The organism is Pedobacter sp. PF22-3, from assembly GCF_026239555.1.
Taxonomy (GTDB): domain Bacteria; phylum Bacteroidota; class Bacteroidia; order Sphingobacteriales; family Sphingobacteriaceae; genus Pedobacter.
In genome coordinates, this window is the sequence record NZ_JAPIVP010000010.1 from 24,103 (window position 1) to 43,023 (window position 18,921).

Here is an 18,921-nt window from a genome sequence, read left to right on the forward strand (position 1 = left end):
CTTTAATAGCCAGTGTGCTATAAAAAACTTGACTTCTTTGATTACAATTAAAAAAATCTTTTACTTTTCGATTAAGCAAACGGCATAAGAAACAACGCCCTCTTCTCTACCAATAAACCCCATCTGTTCGTTAGTTGTTGCCTTAATAGAGATATCTTCAGTAGAAATTCCAGTTGCTTCAGCAATGTTTTGCTGCATAGCAGGAATATGAGGGTTAATTTTTGGCGCTTCTAAACAAAGCATGGCATCGATATTTCCGATCCGCCACCCTTTTTCAGCCAATAATTTAACAGTTTCTTTCAGCAGGATTAAACTACTAATGCCTTTCCACCTATCATCTGTATTCTTAAAATGGAAGCCAATATCGCGAAGGTTAGCTGCACCTAAAAGCGCATCACAAATGGCATGAAGTAAAACATCAGCATCCGAATGCCCAAAAGCTCCTTTATGGTGCTCTAAGATAACACCGCCAACAACAAAAGGATGTTGATCTTTTAACTGATGTACATCAAATCCGAAACCTACTCTAATTTTCATGTTTATTTGCTTTAATCTTATTTATCTTTTCGCTTTATTTTCGCCAAAGTTAAACAATAGACTAAAACGGAGGGTATTTGCAAGTGGACTAGTCTGTGCATTTGCAATTAAATAAGAGAAATCGATATTAAAAACATTGTATTTTAAGCCAAGTCCTAAGGTAAAATACCGGCTATCGCCTTTCATCGGGCTCTGATAGTTGTAACCTGCCCGAACCGCAAACTGCTGATTGTACCAGTATTCGAGACCAGTTGAAATTCCTACTTCTTTCAATTCTTCGCTAAAACCACCCGGCGCATCGCTAAATGAACCAAAAATTCCGGCAGGTACCGAACGGTTTGGGTTTTTCCCGCTTACAATGTTATTGTTCGAATCGTATATAGGTTGTGTTGGTACCAGCAATTTATTAAAATCAAGCGCAAAGGTCAAAGTGCTAAAATCATCTAAGGTAAATGTAGATGCCCCTCCGATTTTAAAATTCGTTGGTAAAAAGAAATTCTCTCCACCATCAGAATAGCTCATTTTTGTTCCAATGTTAGATATATTGGCACCAGCAGAAAGAACAGTCTGCCTTCCGAACATAGTAGTTGTTGTTTTGTATAACCCTGAAACATCAACTGCGACAGCATTGCCACTGTGCACCTGGCCTGAAGAAGAAAATTGACCGGAAGCCAAATTCGAATAAATATACCTTAATGAAGTTCCCAGCGAAAATTCCTCACCAAAATTACGGGCAAAAGAAACATCAAAAGCAAGTTCATTAGGATTGGCAATCCCAAGATCCTGCTGATTAATATCTGTAAGCTGAATAGACCCCAAAGAAAAATATCGTAAAGACGCACCAATGGTATTGCGGTCGTCAAGCTTATAAAACCCGCTTAAATAAGCAAGATTAATGTCAGGCACCAAACTTTTTAACCATGGACTATAAGATACAGCAAATCCGTAAGGTTTATTTAGAAAAGCAAGCTTAGCAGCATTAATGCTGGCTGAGTTTACATCACCCGCTACGGCTACACCTGCATCACCCATTGCACCTGCACGGGCATCGGGAGTAATGAGCAGAAATGGAACCGCTGTTACAATATTGTTTGCCTCGCTACCGTTTGTTTGGGTATTACCTATGGTTACCTGTGCGTTTGTTTTACCAAACACCAATGCCATTGAGAGTGCAGAAAAAGCAAGTTTACTGATGTACTTGAAATTCATCCTTTTAAAGGTACGTAATTTTAGATTTTGGTATTTAGTAATCACTGCAGAATATATCAGTAACGTAAAACCAAAACTTATATTTCACCAAAATACGAATTCTATGATTATTTACTAATTAAACATACGATTTTTACATATGGGTGTTGGTACCTGAAATGTAAGTATAAAGCTAATAGCTATTTAGCTTAAAAAAGTAACACATATATATTTTTATCCCATATATAAACCAATTTAACTGTTAAAAAGCTCAAAACGAAATGTGGTTAATCCCTTGATATATTACAAACTAGGTATTATTTTTGCCGTTTCTTAACAAAAATACGAACCGCGAGCCATATGCCAGGCCAGATTATCCATCAATTTTAATCAAACTACACGAGCATAAACTTCATTTATACAAATTGTAATTGATTACCAATAGACTGTACAATCATGAATTAATTATTTTATCTAGCTTATTTATAATTATTTAGCAATAATTTCGTTTAAAAATCAAAGAGACGAAATACGCTTTAGAATAATACACTATCAATCAAAAATATATTAGATATTTATTGCTCCATAATTTATATATTCATTTAAAATTTGTTTAATTTTATCGGTTGAAAGGCCATTAGGTTATATCCATTTGCTTCATATGAAAAAACTATTACTCTATTCTTTTACTTGTTTATCATTAGCCGCCCTGCTTTCGAGCTGTAGCTCAAAAAGTGCGAGTTCTAGCAAAACAGGTATTCCTTATGCCGATAGGAAAAGCAAAAACAACCAATCAGGTGCTTTTGCGGTGGCTACAAAGTATAAAAGAGCGCCGGGACCTGGTTTAATTCCAATTGAAGGTGGGGTTTTAGTTGTTGGTGGTAGCGCCATCGAAGTACCAGGTGTTGAGCCCAATATTTACAATTACAAAAGACAGGTAACAGTTCCATCTTTTTATATGGATGAAACTGAGGTATCAAATACCGATTGGTTAGAATACCTGCACTGGATCAGATACAATTATCCAGAAGACCAAGAATTTTACTACAATGAGCTCCCTGATACTTTGGTTTGGCGCCAGGCATTATCTTATAATGAACCTTACGTAGACAACTACCTAAGACACCCTGCTTACCGTGATTATCCTGTGGTAGGTGTTTCCTGGGAACAAGCTTCACGTTATTGTGAGTGGAGAACTTCAAGAGCAAATGAATTTATTTTACGTGAAAAAGGAATCTTAACTGATTATAAAACGCTTGCCGGTAATGGAAAAGGTAAAGCTGGTGCGACAACTGCTGCTGCAACGCCTAAACCAGATAAACCTTTCAATACAGATGCTTATTTAAATGGTCAGTATGATGATAAAGGTAAAAATGCATTTGTTGATTATAACACTAAAGCAGGTGCCGCTACCACAACAGCAGGCGGAACAGGCGGTGCAGGCAAAAACAATCAGCCAAGAAGAACAGCTACCTTAGAAGATGGTGTAATTATGCAACCATACCGCCTACCAACGGAGGCAGAATGGGAATATGCTGCTTTGGGTTTAATTGGCAATACGGAATATGAAAATATTAATCAGAATAAAATTTACCCTTGGAATGGCTTAGGTGTTAGTTCTGCTAAAAAGAAAACCAGAGGTATGATTCAGGCCAACTTTAAAAGGGCTCCTGGAGATTATATGGGTGTTGCTGGCTCATTGAACGATAAAGGAGATTTAACGGTCCCGGTTATTCAATATGCACCAAATGATTTTGGTTTGTATAACATGGCTGGAAACGTAAATGAATGGGTGAATGATGTTTACAGAACAGCTACATTTACTGATGCAGATGCATTTAACCCTTACCGTGGTAACTATTTTACCAATAAAAAATTAGCAGATCCTCAAAGCGGAAAGATTGCATTGGATAAATATGGTAATCCGATTAAGGAAAACGCTTACGCCGGAAGAAAACAAACCTGGGCAGAAAAACAGGCACAAGCGAAACGTACTGATTCGATTTCAAAATCGACAGATCCACAATCGCCTGTGGCATCAACCAGCTATCAAGCCGATCAGAGGGGTTACCGTGATAGACAAAATATTTTATTAAATGAAGAAGGTGTAACGCTTGTAAACGATAAATCAAGGGTTTATAAAGGTGGTTCATGGAATGATATGGCTTACTGGTTAAACCCAGCAACCCGCCGCTTTATGCAACAGGATGAATCATCAGCTGAAGTAGGTTTCCGTTGTGCCATGACCATGCTTGGTGCTCCAGAAATTAGTACTGCTGGCAAAAGAAGTTTTAAAAATCCTCCACAAAGGCCTTACAGGGTGAGTAGAGGTAAATAAAAAAAGAAAAGTCCCGAATTAAATCGGGACTTTTTTATGCGTTATATTTTGGTAATCTAAATGAACAATTCAAACGAAACTCGTCATCTCGACTGAAACGCAGTGAAATGGAGAGATCTATTCAGACAGATTTAGCTTCGCTGAGCACTTTATGATTCTCAATTGCTTTGCACTCCACTACTTTTATTTAGACGGATCGTCATGCTGAATTTATTTTATTAGCAGTTTTCATTGTTTTAAAGGTCTAATAGCTACTTCGTGGTCAGCATCTTTCCTGTTAAAAGATCCTGAAATAAATTCAGGGTGACGACACTAATTAATACCTTCATGATAAAAACACATAGCTACTTAAACTGAACTAGGATCTGGTTTTTTTCTACCTTATCTCCCTGCTTAATCAAGATCTTTTTAACTACTCCATCTGTTGATGATTTTAGGACATTTTCCATTTTCATCGCCTCCAGTACCAAAAGGTTATCACCTTTTTTTACCTCAGCATTTTCTTCAACCAAAACCTTTAGCACTAAACCAGGCATAGGTGCTTTTATTTCTAAAACTTTATTAGCAGACATATTATCAAGACCGAGTTGTTTTAATAAAACATCAAACTGATCTTCGATACTGATATGATAAATATTCCCATTTACCTTTATTTTGCAGGTTTTTTCCGCCTTATTGATGTCAACAAGTTCTGTATTAAAAGACTTGTTTTGGTATAGCACATGCGTATTTGCATGTCCAATGGTACTTAGATCGAGTTGAACCTGCCCGCCATTCACCAAAAAAGCTGAATCCTTATTCTCCACTTCGAATAAAAACTGATCATTTACTTTTACTTTATACATAGCTTATTGTGTTAAAGCATACTGAACTAAATTTGCACCCATTTTTAGCGCTTTGGTTCGTGTTTCTTGTGTATCTTCAGGGTAAGTGCCAAAATCTTCCCAGCCGTTCCCTAAATCGCACTCATAGGTATAATAACAAACCACCCTACCCTTGTAAATTAAAGCAAATCCTTGCGGACGTTTATTATCATGCTCATGAATTTTTGGCAAACCGCCGGGAAACTTAAACTTTTGATTATAAATGGCATGGTTGGCTGGCAGTTCTACAAAACTCAGTTCAGGAAATACTTTCTTCATCTGTGGCCTGATAAATTTATCTAAGCCATAGTTATCATCTATATGAAGAAAGCCACCACCTGTGAGGTATTGCCGTAAATTTTTGATTTCCTGGTCGCTAAACACCACGTTTCCATGTCCCGTCATATAAACAAAGGGATAATTGAAAATTTCTTTTGAGCCAACCTCTACAATGCTTTCTTCGGCATAAAAATTTGTCTTCAGATTGGCATTGCAATAGGCAATTAAATTTGGCAAAGCTGTTCTGTCTGCATACCAATCGCCACCACCACTATACTTTAATTTGGCCATGCGATAGGTTGGTGGAGTGAAAGCGAAAAGCATAAAGCTAAAGACTAAAACAGCAAAGCTAAAAGCCAGTGTCAAAAATTTCGGAACCTGAAAACTGAAAACTGAAAACTTCAAACTGATTATCGGTTAAGGTAATTGACTTCAAAACAAACAGATAAAGCCGCAGTTTCTGTGCGCAACCTGTTATCACCTAAAGTTAATGCTTTAAAGCCTTTGTTCAAAGCTAAATTAACTTCATCAGGTGTGAAATCTCCTTCGGGACCAATAAGAATTAAATATTTTTGATGGGGAGCTACCAATTCGGATATAAAATGTTTTTCTCCGTTATCAATACAATGCGCAATTAACTTATTGCCGTCAAATGGTTCTTTTAAGAAAGCATCAAAAGCGATAGCGTCATTTAATTTGGGGTGGTAGGCTTTAATAGATTGTTTTACAGCAGAAGTAATTACTTTATTAAGGCGGTCTTCTTTAACCACCCTGCGCTCCGATCTGTCGGTAATAATTGGTGTAATCTCATCAATGCCCAATTCTGTAGCTTTTTCTAAAAACCACTCCATGCGGTCGATATTCTTAGTTGGCGCAACTGCAATGTGCAGGTAATGATTTCTTTTGTGAAACTCCGTTTCTACCTTTAAAATGGATAAAGAAACTTTTTTAGGATTATCGGCAGTAATTTCAGCGGTATAAAAACCACCTTTCCCATCAACCAGGTTTACGATTGAACCTATGGTAAGGCGAAGTACCCTAACGCAATGTTTACTCTCTTCTTCGTTAAGGGTGTAAGTATTTTGGGTTATATCTGGTGTATAAAAAATATGCATGGATGAAATTAATGATTATCAACCATATCTTCTTTATTGATTACCAGTTCTAATTTGATGGTTTCGATATTTTGTTCCGTCTTTTTCAAGATGGTAAACAAGTAACCATATGATTCGTTGCTTTCTCCTACCTCAGGAATACGTTCAAAAATGTGTGAAACCAATCCCCCCACGGTATCAAAATCTTCATCCTCTGGCAAATCGTGAGGCAGGTGCTCGTTCACATCATATACTGTAGCAAATGCATTTACGATAAACTCGTTATCAGAAACCTTTTCTACCAACGGTTTTTCTTCATCGTATTCGTCTTGTATTTCACCTACAAGCTCTTCTACAATATCTTCTAAGGTAACCATACCTGCTGTACCACCAAATTCATCCAATACAATAGCAATCTGTATGCGGTTACTTTGCAGTTCGCTCATCAGATCGTTAATTTTTTTGGTTTCTGTTACGAAATATGGTTTTCTGATGATATCGTTTAATGTCCAGTGCTGGTTACCTGCCGCAACCAATGGTAAAATGTCTTTTGCATGGATAATCCCTACAATTTTATCCATAATCTCATCGTAAACCGGCAAACGGGAATATCCTTCCTTAATAATGGTATCAATTACTTCTTCTTTTGGAGAAGTTAACTCAATACCAGAAATCTTGGTTCTAGGCACCATGATATTTTTCACCACGCGCTCATTAAAATCAAACACATTTTTAATCAGCTCATGTTCGTTATTATCCAATGCACCACTTTCTTTACCCTGATCGAGCAAATACTGCAATTCTTCGGTACTATGGATAGATTCATGGCCAGCAGAGGCATCAATGCCAAATGGTTTAAGAATAATGGCAGCTAAACTATTTAGTGTCCAAATGAATGGTTTAAACACCACATAGAATAATTGAAGCGGTACAGAAACAAAAAGGGTTGTGGCTACAGGTCTTTGAATAGCGAAAGATTTTGGGGCCAGTTCACCAAACACAATATGCATGATCGTGATGAGCGAAAAGGCAACAACTGTAGATGCCGTGTGGATAGATGCATCGCTTAAACCCCACTGTAAACTATCGAAAAGATTTTTGAAAATAGTATGCATAACGCCTTCACCTACCCAACCTAAGCCAAGTGATGCAAGCGTTATACCGAGCTGTGTGGCGGCCAAATATCCGTCGAGATTATGAATAATCCCTTTGGCCATTTTGCCAACACGACTGCCTGTTTTTGCTTTAATTTCAATTTGTGATGCCCTAACTTTTACAATTGCAAATTCTGCTGCAACAAAAAACCCATTAAGTAACACCAAAAATAATGCAAGGAATAATCTCCATCCAACAGAAGTGGTATCAGTTTCCTGTACTGCAGCCAAAACTACGTTTGTGGGCAGAATTGCACTTAGCTGTAAATTTAAAAACAAACAGACCGTGGGTAAATCCATTAAGCTAATTCTCTAAATGTTGTGTTATAAAGTTCTATGCTTTCTTTGATTACTTTATGCGCATAGCGAACACCAAGTAAATGTTCGATAGTCACATTTTTATCTTCTAATGCTTTATAATCCTGAAAGAAACGAACAATCTCTTTCATTTGGTGCGGAGGCAACTCATCTAAATCGTTGATATAGTTTACCGACATATCGTGAGCAGCGACAGCAATGATTTTATCATCCTGTTCACCATTATCTACCATATGCATTACACCAACTACTTTTGCTTCAATCAATGTCATTGGATAAACATCTACTGAACAAAGTACTAAAATATCTAATGGATCTTTATCATCGCAGTAAGTTTGCGGAATAAAGCCATAGTTTGCAGGATACATTACAGATGAAAAAAGAACCCTGTCTAACTTAATTAACCCAGATTCTTTATCTATTTCGTATTTTGCTTTTGAGCCTTTGGGAATTTCAATAATTGCGTTTACAATTTCTGGAACGTTGTCTCCAGGAGATACGCTATGCCATGCGTGATGATCGTCTTTTGCCATTTTTAATTTAAATCTGTTTTATCCTCTTCAGGACTACTCACTACTTTACTTTTTACAAAGGTAATTAATAATGGAATAGTTGTAATAAGGATAAAGCCAATAATAATATATAATAAATAATCGTTTATTTCTTTTTCAAATCTTCTGCCTAAAAAATAACCAAGCAAAGTTAAGGAACAGATCCAAAGTACTCCACCTAAGATGTTATATAAAGCAAATTTCTTAAAGTCTAGTTTTACAACTCCTGCAAAAATCGGTGCAAAAGTTCTAACGATGGGTACAAATCTTCCCATTATTAATGCAAAAGCACCCTGTTTCTGATAATATTCCTTTGCAGCGGTTAAATATCTCTTCTTAAAAAAGAAACTGTCTTTTCTGGTGTACAACACCGGGCCAGTTTTCCGGCCGAACCAATAACCTGTAAAATTTCCAGAAATGGCCGCTACACATAAACCAGCCAAGAGTACCGCAATGTTTACATCAAGTTTGCCTGTGGCCACAAACATTCCCGCTAAAAACAATAAATAATCACCAGGAAGGAAGAAGCCAAAAAACAGGCCTGTTTCTGCATAGATAACGAATACGACTAAATAGAATCCGCCCTCCCTCAATAATTTCTCGGGATCAAGTAGCTGATGCAGGTTATTCCAAAAATCGTGCATATTCAATTATTCGTAAAACTACAAATAATTATTAAACAACAGCATACCTATATTAGGTTTAAAATAATTGCCGGATAAATACCCAATACCAATGTAATTGCAACAGAAACCAACAAAACCACTTTATACTGTGCAGGCGCAGAAAGCTCTGTTTCTGCCCCCTCTTTAAACCACATGGCAACAATCACCTTAAAATAATAATAGAAACCTACCAGTGCATTTAAAATCGCGAATGCAACCAGCAGGGTTTTATATTCGGTCATTACATTCAGGAACATTAAATATTTACCAATAAAGCCAGCGGTAAGTGGAATACCAGCCAACGAAAGCATTGCTACGGTTAAACATATTGCAATGAATGGATTCCGCTTAGCCAAACCATTAAAGCTTTCGAAGCTATCGCTACCTGTTTTTTGTTTTACCAAAATTAATACAGCAAAAGCGATAATGGATGCGAAAGTATAAGCTGCTGCATAAACCAGTACATTGTTTCCAGAGTTTTTGGTCAGTACAATTAACGAGAACAAAAGGTAACCTGCATGTGAAATACTGGAGTATGCCAACATACGCTTGAAGTTCTTCTGGAACAGCGCCGTTACATTGCCTATAAATAAAGTTAAACAAACAATCACCATCAGTGGTGCAACCCAAAAATCGTGGAGTGGTGCAAATGCATCAGCAAATAATCTTAAAAATGCAGCAAAACCTGCAGTTTTAACCACCGTACTCATAAAAGTAGTGATCAAAGATGGCGAACCTTCATATACATCTGGTGTCCAGAAGTGGAACGGGGCAGCACCAACTTTAAAGCTTAAACCAATCATCATCAGGATCACTCCAGGATAAAATATTGGAGAAATTGTTTGACTATTTACCAGGTAAGCTTGTATTTTATCTAAATCAAATGAGCCTGTAGCACCATAAATTAGGGTAATTCCAAATAACAGGAAACCGGTTGAAAAGGCTCCCATCAAGAAATACTTTAGTGAAGCTTCATTAGATGCAAAATCCTTTTTACGGATACCCGCCAAAATGTATAAACTCACCGACATAATTTCCAAGCCTACAAACAACATGGCCATATTTTTATATGATACCATCATGATCATGCCCGCTAATGCGAAAAGAATCAAGGTATAATACTCGGCTATATTATCGCTTTTGGCGTGGAAGTAGTTCTGTGTTAATAAAAATATTAAAAGTGTACCAACAATACATATTCCTGAAAATGCCAGTGCGAAGTTATCTGTCTGCATCATCCCGAAATGAACAGCATTACCATTCCATGCAGAAAAAGTAAATCCCAGTGCAGTAAGTAAGCCAACAACGGTAAGTGGTAGTAATGCTTTATTTGCCTTAAACAAACCTGCATAAAGCACTATAAAAGCTGTTATACTAATGGTTATAATAATATTCATTGCTTAATTTACTGTGTTTAATTTTTGATTTACCTGTTCTAATAAATGTTGTACAGATGCCTCTGTTAAATGCAAAACCGGTTTCGGATAAACACCCAAAACAATAATCAATGCACATATGGTATAAAGAACCAGTTTTTCAGTTCCTTTGATATCGGTGAAAGTGATAGTTAAACTATTGGTTTCGCCCAGCATCACGTTCTGGTACATGCGCAACATGTAAACTGCTCCGTAGATAATGGTTAGACCGGCAATGGCTGCAGCCCAGATACCGTAGTTATAAACGCCCATTAGCAATAAGAATTCACCAATAAATCCGTTTGTTCCCGGTAAAGCTACGGTGCCTAAAACAATAATCAGAAAAGTAAGCGCCAACTGTGGTGCTACTTTTGCAATGCCTCCCAACTCTTCAATCTTATTGGTTTTAACGCGAGAGAAGATGATATCTAAAACAAAGAATAGACCCACTACATTAATACCATGGCTCAACATCTGCACCATTGCGCCTTGCATACCTTGCTGATTAAAAGCAAAGATACCAGCAGATATTAATCCAACGTGAGCGATAGATGAATAAGCAACTAGACGTTTTGCATCCTTTTGGGTAAAAGCAATCAGCGAAGCATAAACAATACCAATGATTGATAAAATAATAGCAACCTGGCCCCAATCGTGAACGCCAGCTGGAACAATTGGTAACAACCACCTAATTACACCATAAATACCCATTTTTAGCATGATACCTGACAACAGCATGGTTCCTTGTGCAGGTGCTGCAGTATAAGTATCAGGTTGCCAGGTATGGAAAGGAAAAATCGGCATCTTGATGGCAAAAGCAATAAAAAATGCCCAGAAAATCCATCCCTGTTGAGCACTATCTAAGTTTAAAGCATAAAAAGCTTGAATGTTAAAATTGTGTGCCGGGTTTTGAAGATATAAGTAAATAATCCCCATCAACATAAATAATGAACCTGCAATGGTATACACAAAAAATTTCATGTTGATCCGGATACGGTCTTTTCCACCCCAAATGGCACAGATAAAATAGATTGGAATTAATGCTGCTTCCCACCCGATATAGAACAAGAAAGCATCCAATGCGGTAAATACCAATAATAAGCCTGTTTGCATGAATAAAATCAGTGCATAAAATGCAGCCGGATTTTTATATTCATGGTTGTAGCTTGATAAAATGATAATTGGTACCAGTAAATTAGTAAGCAATACCACCAGAAGGCTAATGCCATCAATACCTGCGTGGAAATTAATACCCAGACCAGCAATCCATGGCAGGTTAACCTCAAACTGGGTACTTGCATCTGGAATGAAATTACCGGCGACAACCAAAGCCAACACCAAAGAAGCCACCGAAAACACGGTAGAAACGATTTTAGCCGACTTACCAGTAAATGCAGTAATAATTGCACCTACAAGCGGTAGAAATATAAGTAGTAAAAGTTGTTCCATTATTTATTTTGAACCCTTTTTATATGTAGAAAAATGTATACAATAGCAATGCGACGATACCGAATACCATCATAAATATATAGAAACCTACGTTTCCACTTTGCAATAAACGAATACCTTTACTGGCCTCATTAGTGCTCCATCCCAATCCATTTACAATTCCATCAATAAATTTATTATCGATAATCCTATAAAAGAATTTTGATAATGCATCTAAAGGTTTTGTGATGATGAAATCATAAAGCTCATCTAAATAGAATTTGTTATAAGATAGTTTTGCCAATGGTGAACGTGGTGCTTCATCAGCAACAGGAACCTGTGCGCCTTTAACATATCTGGTGTAAGCATACAATAAAGCGATTACAGCTGCCGCTACAGAAACACCCATTAACGAGTATTCAGTTGAGTGGCTCAACTCCAATTCATGCTGCGCAACACCTGCGCCTGATAACCAATGCGCCAACCATTCGTTGCCACCAAAAACATGAGGAAGATTAATTAATCCACCAATTGCAGCAAGAATAGCTAAAATGATTAAAGGGAAGGTCATCGCTGTTGGCGATTCGTGTACATGACTTTCTTCATGGTGCGTTCCGCGGTATTTTCCAGAGAAAGTCAAAAACATCATCCTGAACATATAGAATGCTGTTAAAAATGCAGTTAAAACCCCAACTCCCCAAAGTATCGGACTAGCCTGGAAAGCATGTGCCAAAATTTCATCTTTAGAGAAGAAACCCGAGAATGGTGGTAAACCTGCAATAGCGATGGTGCCAATCAGCATAGTTAAAAAAGTAACCGGAAGTTTCTTTCTCAATCCGCCCATATGTCGCATATCTTGTTCATGGTGCATGGCATGAATTACAGAACCTGCACCCAAAAATAACAATGCTTTAAAGAATGCGTGGGTTAATACATGGAAGAATGAACCGGTATAAGCTCCAACACCCAAACCTAAAAACATATATCCCAATTGCGATACGGTAGAGTAAGCCAATACCTTTTTAATATCAGTCTGCGTTAAAGCAATAATGGCAGCCACTAAAGCTGTTGCTGCGCCTACAATGGCAATAATATGCTGAGTAAGCGGTGCTAGATCGAACAATATACTGGAACGTGCAATCATATAAATACCTGCCGTTACCATCGTTGCAGCGTGGATTAAAGCTGAAACTGGTGTTGGTCCGGCCATTGCATCAGGTAACCAGGTAAACAAAGGCAATTGAGCCGATTTACCACAAGCGCCGATAAACAGCAAAATGGTAATTAAAACCAATGTATCCTTGCCTGGCAACATATTAGCTGCCTGAGGGAAAACTTTAGCAAATTCTACACTGCCAAAAGTGGTGAAAATTAAAAACACGCCTAGTAGAAAACCCAAATCGCCGATACGGTTCATTACAAAAGCTTTTTTAGCTGCTGATGCATAAGCACTGTTGGTATACCAGAACCCGATTAGCAGGTAAGAGCATAAACCAACACCTTCCCAACCGATGAACATGACGATATAGTTTGAACCCAATACTAATAAAAGCATGAAGAACACAAACAGATTCAGGTAAGAGAAAAATTTACCAAACCCTGCATCATCATGCATATAGCTGGTGGAATATAAATGGATCAGGAAGCCAATTCCGGTAATGATCAAAAGCATGATCGAGCTTAGAGGGTCAACCAGGAAAGATAGCGGAATGTGTAATGCACCCGCGCTGATCCAATCGAATAAAAATACTTCGTGAGATTTTTGTGTGTCGCCTTGTAAACTAAAGAAAATAACTACGCTGATAACAAAGGAGGCCAGGATTACGCCGCTCCCGATGATACCAACAAGTCCTTTAGATAAAGTGTTTCTGCCCAGTCCATTAATTACAAACCCTAAGAAAGGAAGTAACGGAACCAACCAAATCAATTGTTCTATTGTCATTCTTATTATATATTTACCACTTAAGGCGATTTAAAACATTAATATCTATCGATTTCGTATTTCTGTAAACCATTACGATGATGGCTAAACCTACAGCAACCTCTGCAGCGGCCAAGGCCATAATGAAGAATACAAAAACCTGTCCGGATGGATCGTTACTATGCACAGAAAAAGCGGTTAACAGCAAGTTAACAGCATTAAGCATCAGCTCAACCGACATAAAGATTACGATGGCATTTCTGCGGGTAAGTACACCAATTACGCCAATAGAAAAAATAATGGCACTTAAATAGATGTAGTGGTTTAGCGGAACGCCCTGAAGTTGTGATGTTAAATTTTCCATTATGCTTCTACCTCATCTCTTTTAGATAATAAAACGGCTCCTACCATTGCTGCCAACAGTAATAGAGATGACAATTCGAATGGCAATAAGAATGGGCCAAAAAGTTCCTTACCCAGATTTTCTACCAATCCCAATCCTGGATTTTTCAGAATCAAAGGGCTGGTAATACTTGCTGATTTTAAAGAACCAATTAAAGTTACTACCAAACACCCACCGGCAATTACGCCTACAATTTTGATCAATGGAGATTTACTTGGTTCGGTTTCGTTGTTCAGGTTAAGCAGCATCAGTACAAAAAGGAAGAGTACCATAATTGCGCCCATGTAAACAATAAAGTTTACTACTGCCAAAAACTGTGCGTTTAAAAGCACATAGTGAACAGTGAAAGTAAAAAAGGTAAGGATTAAGTACAATACACTGTGGATCGGATTTTTTGCAAAAATCACCAGCAGCGAAAAGATGATACTTAATGTGGCTACGAAATAGAATACTTGTGTACTCATTAATTGTTTATTTATTTATGTTCCATGGTTTGTGTCTCCACAAACCATTAATTATCTTTCGTTTCGTGAAGACACGAACCGAGGCCTAATGGCTTTTCTTGTTTAGTCCTTCGACATGCTCAGGATGACAATAATTATTTTTTCATTTCCAATGGCGCTTCTACCAGCTTATCTTTTCCGTAAATAAAATCTTTACGTAAATAATCAGCAGGTACAATCGGTCCATCTAAGTAAATTGCTTCTTTAGGGCAAGCTTCCTCACACAATCCACAGAAAATGCAACGTAACATATTGATTTCGTAAGTTGCTGCATATTTTTCTTCGCGGTATAAATCTTTCTCCTCAGGTTTGCGTTCAGCAGCAATCATGGTAATGGCCTCTGCCGGACAAGATAAAGCACATAAACCGCAGGCGGTACAACGTTCTTTACCATTCTCATCGCGTTTTAGCGAGTGCATCCCCCTAAAGTTTGTAGAGAATTCGCGTTCTACTTCAGGATATCTTACGGTAGCCTCTTTTTTAAATAAGTGACTGATGGTAATGCCCATACCCTTGGCAATTGCCGGCAGGTACATACGTTCCATAAAGCTCAATGGCTTTTGTTCCAGTACTTTTTTCTTATTACTTAATGATTCCATAATTAAAACTTCTCAATAATCGCAATCACAACACCTGTTATTATAATATTGGCAATGGCCAAAGGTATTAAACCTTTCCAACCCAAATTCATCAATTGATCGTAACGGAAACGAGGGATTGTCCAACGTACCCACATGAAGAAAAAGATGAACATGACTATTTTTCCGAAGAAAACAGCCGTACCAATAAGCGGAGCCCAGGTTGGGCCTAAATGTGCAGCAACGTAATCCATACCTGGATAGTTGTAACCACCCCAATATAAGGCTGCCATTACCGCCGATGATACGAACATGTTGATATATTCTGCAAAAAGGTAAAAACCTAATTTCATTGATGAATATTCGGTATGGTAACCACCAATCAGCTCGGTTTCACACTCAGGTAAATCGAAAGGTGCACGGTTGGTTTCAGCAAAAGAACAAACCATAAAGATTAAAAATCCTAGTGGCTGGTACCAAACATTCCAGTTTAATCCATGCTGCTGACCAACAATTTCTTTTAAGCTTAAGGTATTGGTCATTAAAAGCAAAGCGATAATCGATAATCCCATTGCAATTTCATAACTGATATTCTGTGATGCGGCACGAATGGCACTTAACAAAGAATATTTGTTATTTGAAGCCCATCCACCGATCATTACACCATACACCCCTAAAGAAACTACGCCAAAAATGTATAAAACACCAACGTTGATGTCTGAAACCTGTAGTGGAATAGTTTTACCCGCAATTAAAACTGGACTACCCCATGGAATAACGGCCGTACCAATACAGGCACAAAGCAATGCTAAACCAGGACCAGCGATAAACAAGAATCTGTTTGATGATGTAGGAATAATCTCCTCTTTCATAAACATCTTAATACCATCTGCCAATGGCTGTAAAATACCAAATGGGCCAGCTCTATCCGGTCCTAAACGATCTTGTAAATATGCAGCAACTTTACGTTCTGCATAAGTAGAATACATGGCAATAACTAAACTGATGCCGAAAATGACAGCTACCAGGATAAATTTTTCTATAACAAAAGCGCTATCCATTAGTATTTAACTGTTTTATGTAATTCAATTTCATTTGCAGCCTGTAAAGCCTCGTTTGGCTGAATTACGTGCAAAGGTTTTAATGTTTCGTAGTGGTTAGATGCAATTACCGAAGTATCATCAATATGTGTTGGATGTTCAATTACCCAATCAGCTGTAGCTTTTTTATCGAAGCGGCAAGTATTGCAAATAAAATCTTCTACTTCTCCAAACTGATCTTTACGGGCAGTAACACGTAAAACATCTGCTCCTTTATACCAAAGGGTTACTTTGCCATTGCATTTCTCATAATCGCAATCGCGATGCGCATCAACAGGTTTAGTAAACCAAACACGGTTTTTAAAACGGAAAGTTTTATCGGTTAAAGCACCCACCGGGCAAACATCGATTACATTTCCTGAGAAATCGTTATCAACAGCCTGTTGGATATAAGTAGAAATTTCGGAGTGATCGCCACGGTTTAAAATACCGTGAACACGTTTATTGGTAATTTGATCTGCAGTAAAAACACAACGATAGCACAAAATACAACGGTTCATGTGCAACTGGATCTTATCGCCAATATCAATACGCTCAAAAGTACGGCGTTCAAACTCATAACGGGTTTTCTGCAAACCATGTTCATAACCTAAATTCTGAAGATCGCATTCACCTGCCTGATCACAAACAGGGCAATCTAAAGGATGGTTAATCAATAAGATCTCTACCACACCTGCACGTGCTTCCAAAACTTCTGGTGAAGTAATATTAAGCACCTCCATTCCATCCATTACCGTAGTACGGCAGGAAGCCACCAATTTAGGCATGGGGCGAGGATCTTTCTCCGAACCTTTAGTCACTTTTACAATACAGGTACGGCATTTACCACCACTGCCTTGTAATTTAGAATAATAGCACATTGCTGGCGGAACAATATCCCCTCCGATCTGCCTTGCAGCATTCAGAATGGTAGTTCCGTTATCAACCTCTACTGTTATCCCATCTATCGTAACCTTAACTTTTTCACTCATGGTTAATGATATTCTTTTTATTTCTTTATCTCGCCCTGGTTCGTGTCTCCATGAACCAGTTTATTTCGCTTTCGTTTCGTGGGGACACGAACTAAGGCGCTTTTTATAAATTCTTATTTTATAAGGTCTCAAATTGCGGCCGGTTGTTATCCAAGGTATCACATTTTGTGATACCTTTTTATTTCTCTTCCGCTACCGGAGCTTTTTCAATCGGTGTTGCATAATTTGCGATACCGTAATTTTGGCTCTGGCTTTTTACCGGTTCTTTAATGTGCCATTCAAATTCATCCCTGAAATGACGGATTGCACTGGCAACTGGCCAAGCTGCTGCATCACCCAACGGACAAATGGTATTTCCTTCAATTTTACGTTGGATGTCCCACAATAGATCAACATCTTCCATGGTTCCATGGCCATGTTCAATTTTGTGCAATACTTTTTCCATCCATCCTGTACCTTCACGACAAGGAGAACATTGTCCACAACTTTCATGGTGGTAAAAACGAGAGAAGTTCCAAGTATTACGCACAATACACTGATCTTCATCAAAAGCGATAAAGCCACCTGAACCTAACATGGTTCCAGTTGCAAATCCCCCTTCTGATAAGGATTCATAACTCATTAAACGAGGCTCACCGTTAGCTAATTTTAAAGTGAGGTTAGCCGGCAAAACAGGTACAGATGAACCACCTGCAACTGTTGCTTTTAAGCGTTTGCCATTGGCAATACCGCCACAATATTCATCAGAGTAGATAAATTCTTCTACAGGTAAACCTAATTCTATTTCATAAACACCTGGTTTTACCAAGTTACCAGATGCTGATATTAATTTTGTACCTGTACTTCTACCGATACCGATTTTGGCATATTCATCGCCACCGTCATTAATAATCGGCACTACAGCAGCAATAGATTCAACATTATTTACCACAGTAGGGCAACCATATAAACCCGCAATGGCCGGAAATGGCGGTTTAATACGTGGATTACCTCTTTTGCCTTCTAGTGATTCTAACAAAGCAGTTTCTTCACCACAAATGTAAGCGCCACCGCCCGGTTGAACATATAATTCTAAATCGTAACCTGTTCCTAAAATGTTTTTACCCAACCATCCGGCAGCTTTAGCTTCAGCAATTGCTTTTTCTAAAATGCGGATCTGAGGCATCATCTCGCCACGTACATAGATATAAGAAACCTTTGCACCTAATGCGAAACTTGATACAATCATTCCCTCAATTAGAGCATGAGGAATATAGGTCATCAAATAACGGTCTTTAAAAGTTCCTGGCTCAGATTCATCAGCATTACACACCAAATAACGTGCAACACCTTCTGGTTTAGCCAAAAAGCTCCACTTCATCCCGGTTGGGAAACCCGCACCTCCGCGACCGCGTAGTCCTGATTTTTTAACCTCTTCAACAATTTCTTCTGGTGTTAAGGTTTTCAGGGCTTTTTCCACAGCACGGTACCCGCCCTTCTGGCGATAGACTTCAAGTGTATTGATGCCCGGTACGTTTATATGCTCAAGTAACAGTTTTCGAGACATTTTAATTAGTCTATAGTCTGTAGTCCATAGGTCCTTAGTCCTGAATCAAAATGACTCATGACTTAAGAC

The 18,921-nt window shown here is 38.1% G+C and carries 18 protein-coding genes; 1 reads left to right on the forward strand and 17 read right to left on the reverse strand.

What is annotated here, in order from left to right; all coding sequences use genetic code 11:
- Positions 1 to 60 precede the first annotated feature (60 nt).
- Both ispF and porV read right to left on the reverse strand, forming a co-directional pair.
- Positions 61 to 537 (reverse strand): 2-C-methyl-D-erythritol 2,4-cyclodiphosphate synthase, encoded by a 477-nt coding sequence (ispF, locus tag OQX63_RS13820; protein WP_265851458.1) that lies wholly within the window; start codon positions 535 to 537, stop codon positions 61 to 63.
- A 21-nt stretch (positions 538 to 558) separates the two neighbouring features.
- Entirely contained in the window at positions 559 to 1,746 is a 1,188-nt protein-coding gene (gene porV, locus OQX63_RS13825) for a type IX secretion system outer membrane channel protein PorV (protein ID WP_265851459.1), read from the reverse strand.
- 640 nt (positions 1,747 to 2,386) lie between these two features.
- On the opposite strand from porV, the gene OQX63_RS13830 reads away from it, so the two are divergent.
- Positions 2,387 to 4,063 (forward strand): SUMF1/EgtB/PvdO family nonheme iron enzyme, encoded by a 1,677-nt coding sequence (locus OQX63_RS13830; protein ID WP_265851460.1) that lies wholly within the window; start codon positions 2,387 to 2,389, stop codon positions 4,061 to 4,063.
- 344 nt (positions 4,064 to 4,407) lie between these two features.
- Here the strand turns inward: OQX63_RS13830 and OQX63_RS13835 are convergent, their stop codons facing one another.
- The 15 genes from OQX63_RS13835 to nuoF form a co-directional block, all read right to left on the reverse strand.
- Complete coding sequence (locus OQX63_RS13835; protein ID WP_265851461.1) at positions 4,408 to 4,908, reverse strand: acetyl-CoA carboxylase biotin carboxyl carrier protein subunit; 501 nt, start codon at positions 4,906 to 4,908, stop codon at positions 4,408 to 4,410.
- A gap of 3 nt (positions 4,909 to 4,911) precedes the next feature.
- Positions 4,912 to 5,529 carry a DUF4159 domain-containing protein gene (locus OQX63_RS13840; protein ID WP_265851596.1) on the reverse strand — a complete coding sequence of 206 codons (618 nt, stop codon included), beginning with the start codon at positions 5,527 to 5,529 and terminating at the stop codon, positions 4,912 to 4,914.
- An 86-nt stretch (positions 5,530 to 5,615) separates the two neighbouring features.
- On the reverse strand, positions 5,616 to 6,320 hold the full coding sequence (locus OQX63_RS13845; protein ID WP_265851462.1) for a 16S rRNA (uracil(1498)-N(3))-methyltransferase: 705 nt from the start codon (positions 6,318 to 6,320) through the stop codon (positions 5,616 to 5,618).
- A gap of 8 nt (positions 6,321 to 6,328) precedes the next feature.
- Complete coding sequence (locus OQX63_RS13850) at positions 6,329 to 7,753, reverse strand: hemolysin family protein (RefSeq protein WP_265851463.1); 1,425 nt, start codon at positions 7,751 to 7,753, stop codon at positions 6,329 to 6,331.
- A complete protein-coding gene (locus OQX63_RS13855) occupies positions 7,753 to 8,304 on the reverse strand; it encodes an inorganic diphosphatase (protein ID WP_265851464.1) in 552 nt (183 codons plus the stop codon). Before OQX63_RS13855 ends, OQX63_RS13850 begins: the two co-directional genes overlap by 1 nt.
- A gap of 2 nt (positions 8,305 to 8,306) precedes the next feature.
- A complete protein-coding gene (locus tag OQX63_RS13860; protein WP_265851465.1) occupies positions 8,307 to 8,966 on the reverse strand; it encodes a DedA family protein in 660 nt (219 codons plus the stop codon).
- Positions 8,967 to 9,013: 47 nt separating this feature from the next.
- A complete protein-coding gene (locus tag OQX63_RS13865) occupies positions 9,014 to 10,384 on the reverse strand; it encodes an NADH-quinone oxidoreductase subunit N (protein WP_265851466.1) in 1,371 nt (456 codons plus the stop codon).
- Between the two features lie 3 nt (positions 10,385 to 10,387).
- Positions 10,388 to 11,851, reverse strand: a complete 1,464-nt coding sequence (locus OQX63_RS13870; protein ID WP_265851467.1) for a complex I subunit 4 family protein — start codon at positions 11,849 to 11,851, stop codon at positions 10,388 to 10,390.
- A gap of 19 nt (positions 11,852 to 11,870) precedes the next feature.
- Complete coding sequence (nuoL, locus tag OQX63_RS13875; protein ID WP_265851597.1) at positions 11,871 to 13,766, reverse strand: NADH-quinone oxidoreductase subunit L; 1,896 nt, start codon at positions 13,764 to 13,766, stop codon at positions 11,871 to 11,873.
- A 19-nt stretch (positions 13,767 to 13,785) separates the two neighbouring features.
- Positions 13,786 to 14,115, reverse strand: a complete 330-nt coding sequence (gene nuoK, locus OQX63_RS13880; protein WP_055908793.1) for an NADH-quinone oxidoreductase subunit NuoK — start codon at positions 14,113 to 14,115, stop codon at positions 13,786 to 13,788.
- Positions 14,115 to 14,618: an NADH-quinone oxidoreductase subunit J gene (locus tag OQX63_RS13885; RefSeq protein ID WP_055908796.1), complete on the reverse strand. Its 504-nt coding sequence runs from the start codon at positions 14,616 to 14,618 to the stop codon at positions 14,115 to 14,117. The genes nuoK and OQX63_RS13885 overlap by 1 nt, the downstream gene beginning before the upstream one ends.
- 134 nt (positions 14,619 to 14,752) lie before the next feature.
- Positions 14,753 to 15,256, reverse strand: coding sequence for a NuoI/complex I 23 kDa subunit family protein (locus OQX63_RS13890; protein ID WP_047800899.1), 504 nt, complete (start codon positions 15,254 to 15,256; stop codon positions 14,753 to 14,755).
- A gap of 2 nt (positions 15,257 to 15,258) precedes the next feature.
- Positions 15,259 to 16,296, reverse strand: a complete 1,038-nt coding sequence (nuoH, locus tag OQX63_RS13895) for an NADH-quinone oxidoreductase subunit NuoH (protein WP_090504256.1) — start codon at positions 16,294 to 16,296, stop codon at positions 15,259 to 15,261.
- Positions 16,296 to 17,306 carry a 2Fe-2S iron-sulfur cluster-binding protein gene (locus OQX63_RS13900; RefSeq protein WP_265851468.1) on the reverse strand — a complete coding sequence of 337 codons (1,011 nt, stop codon included), beginning with the start codon at positions 17,304 to 17,306 and terminating at the stop codon, positions 16,296 to 16,298. Before OQX63_RS13900 ends, nuoH begins: the two co-directional genes overlap by 1 nt.
- Positions 17,307 to 17,484: 178 nt before the next feature.
- A complete protein-coding gene (gene nuoF / locus OQX63_RS13905) occupies positions 17,485 to 18,852 on the reverse strand; it encodes an NADH-quinone oxidoreductase subunit NuoF (protein ID WP_265851469.1) in 1,368 nt (455 codons plus the stop codon).
- Positions 18,853 to 18,921: the final 69 nt, after the last annotated feature.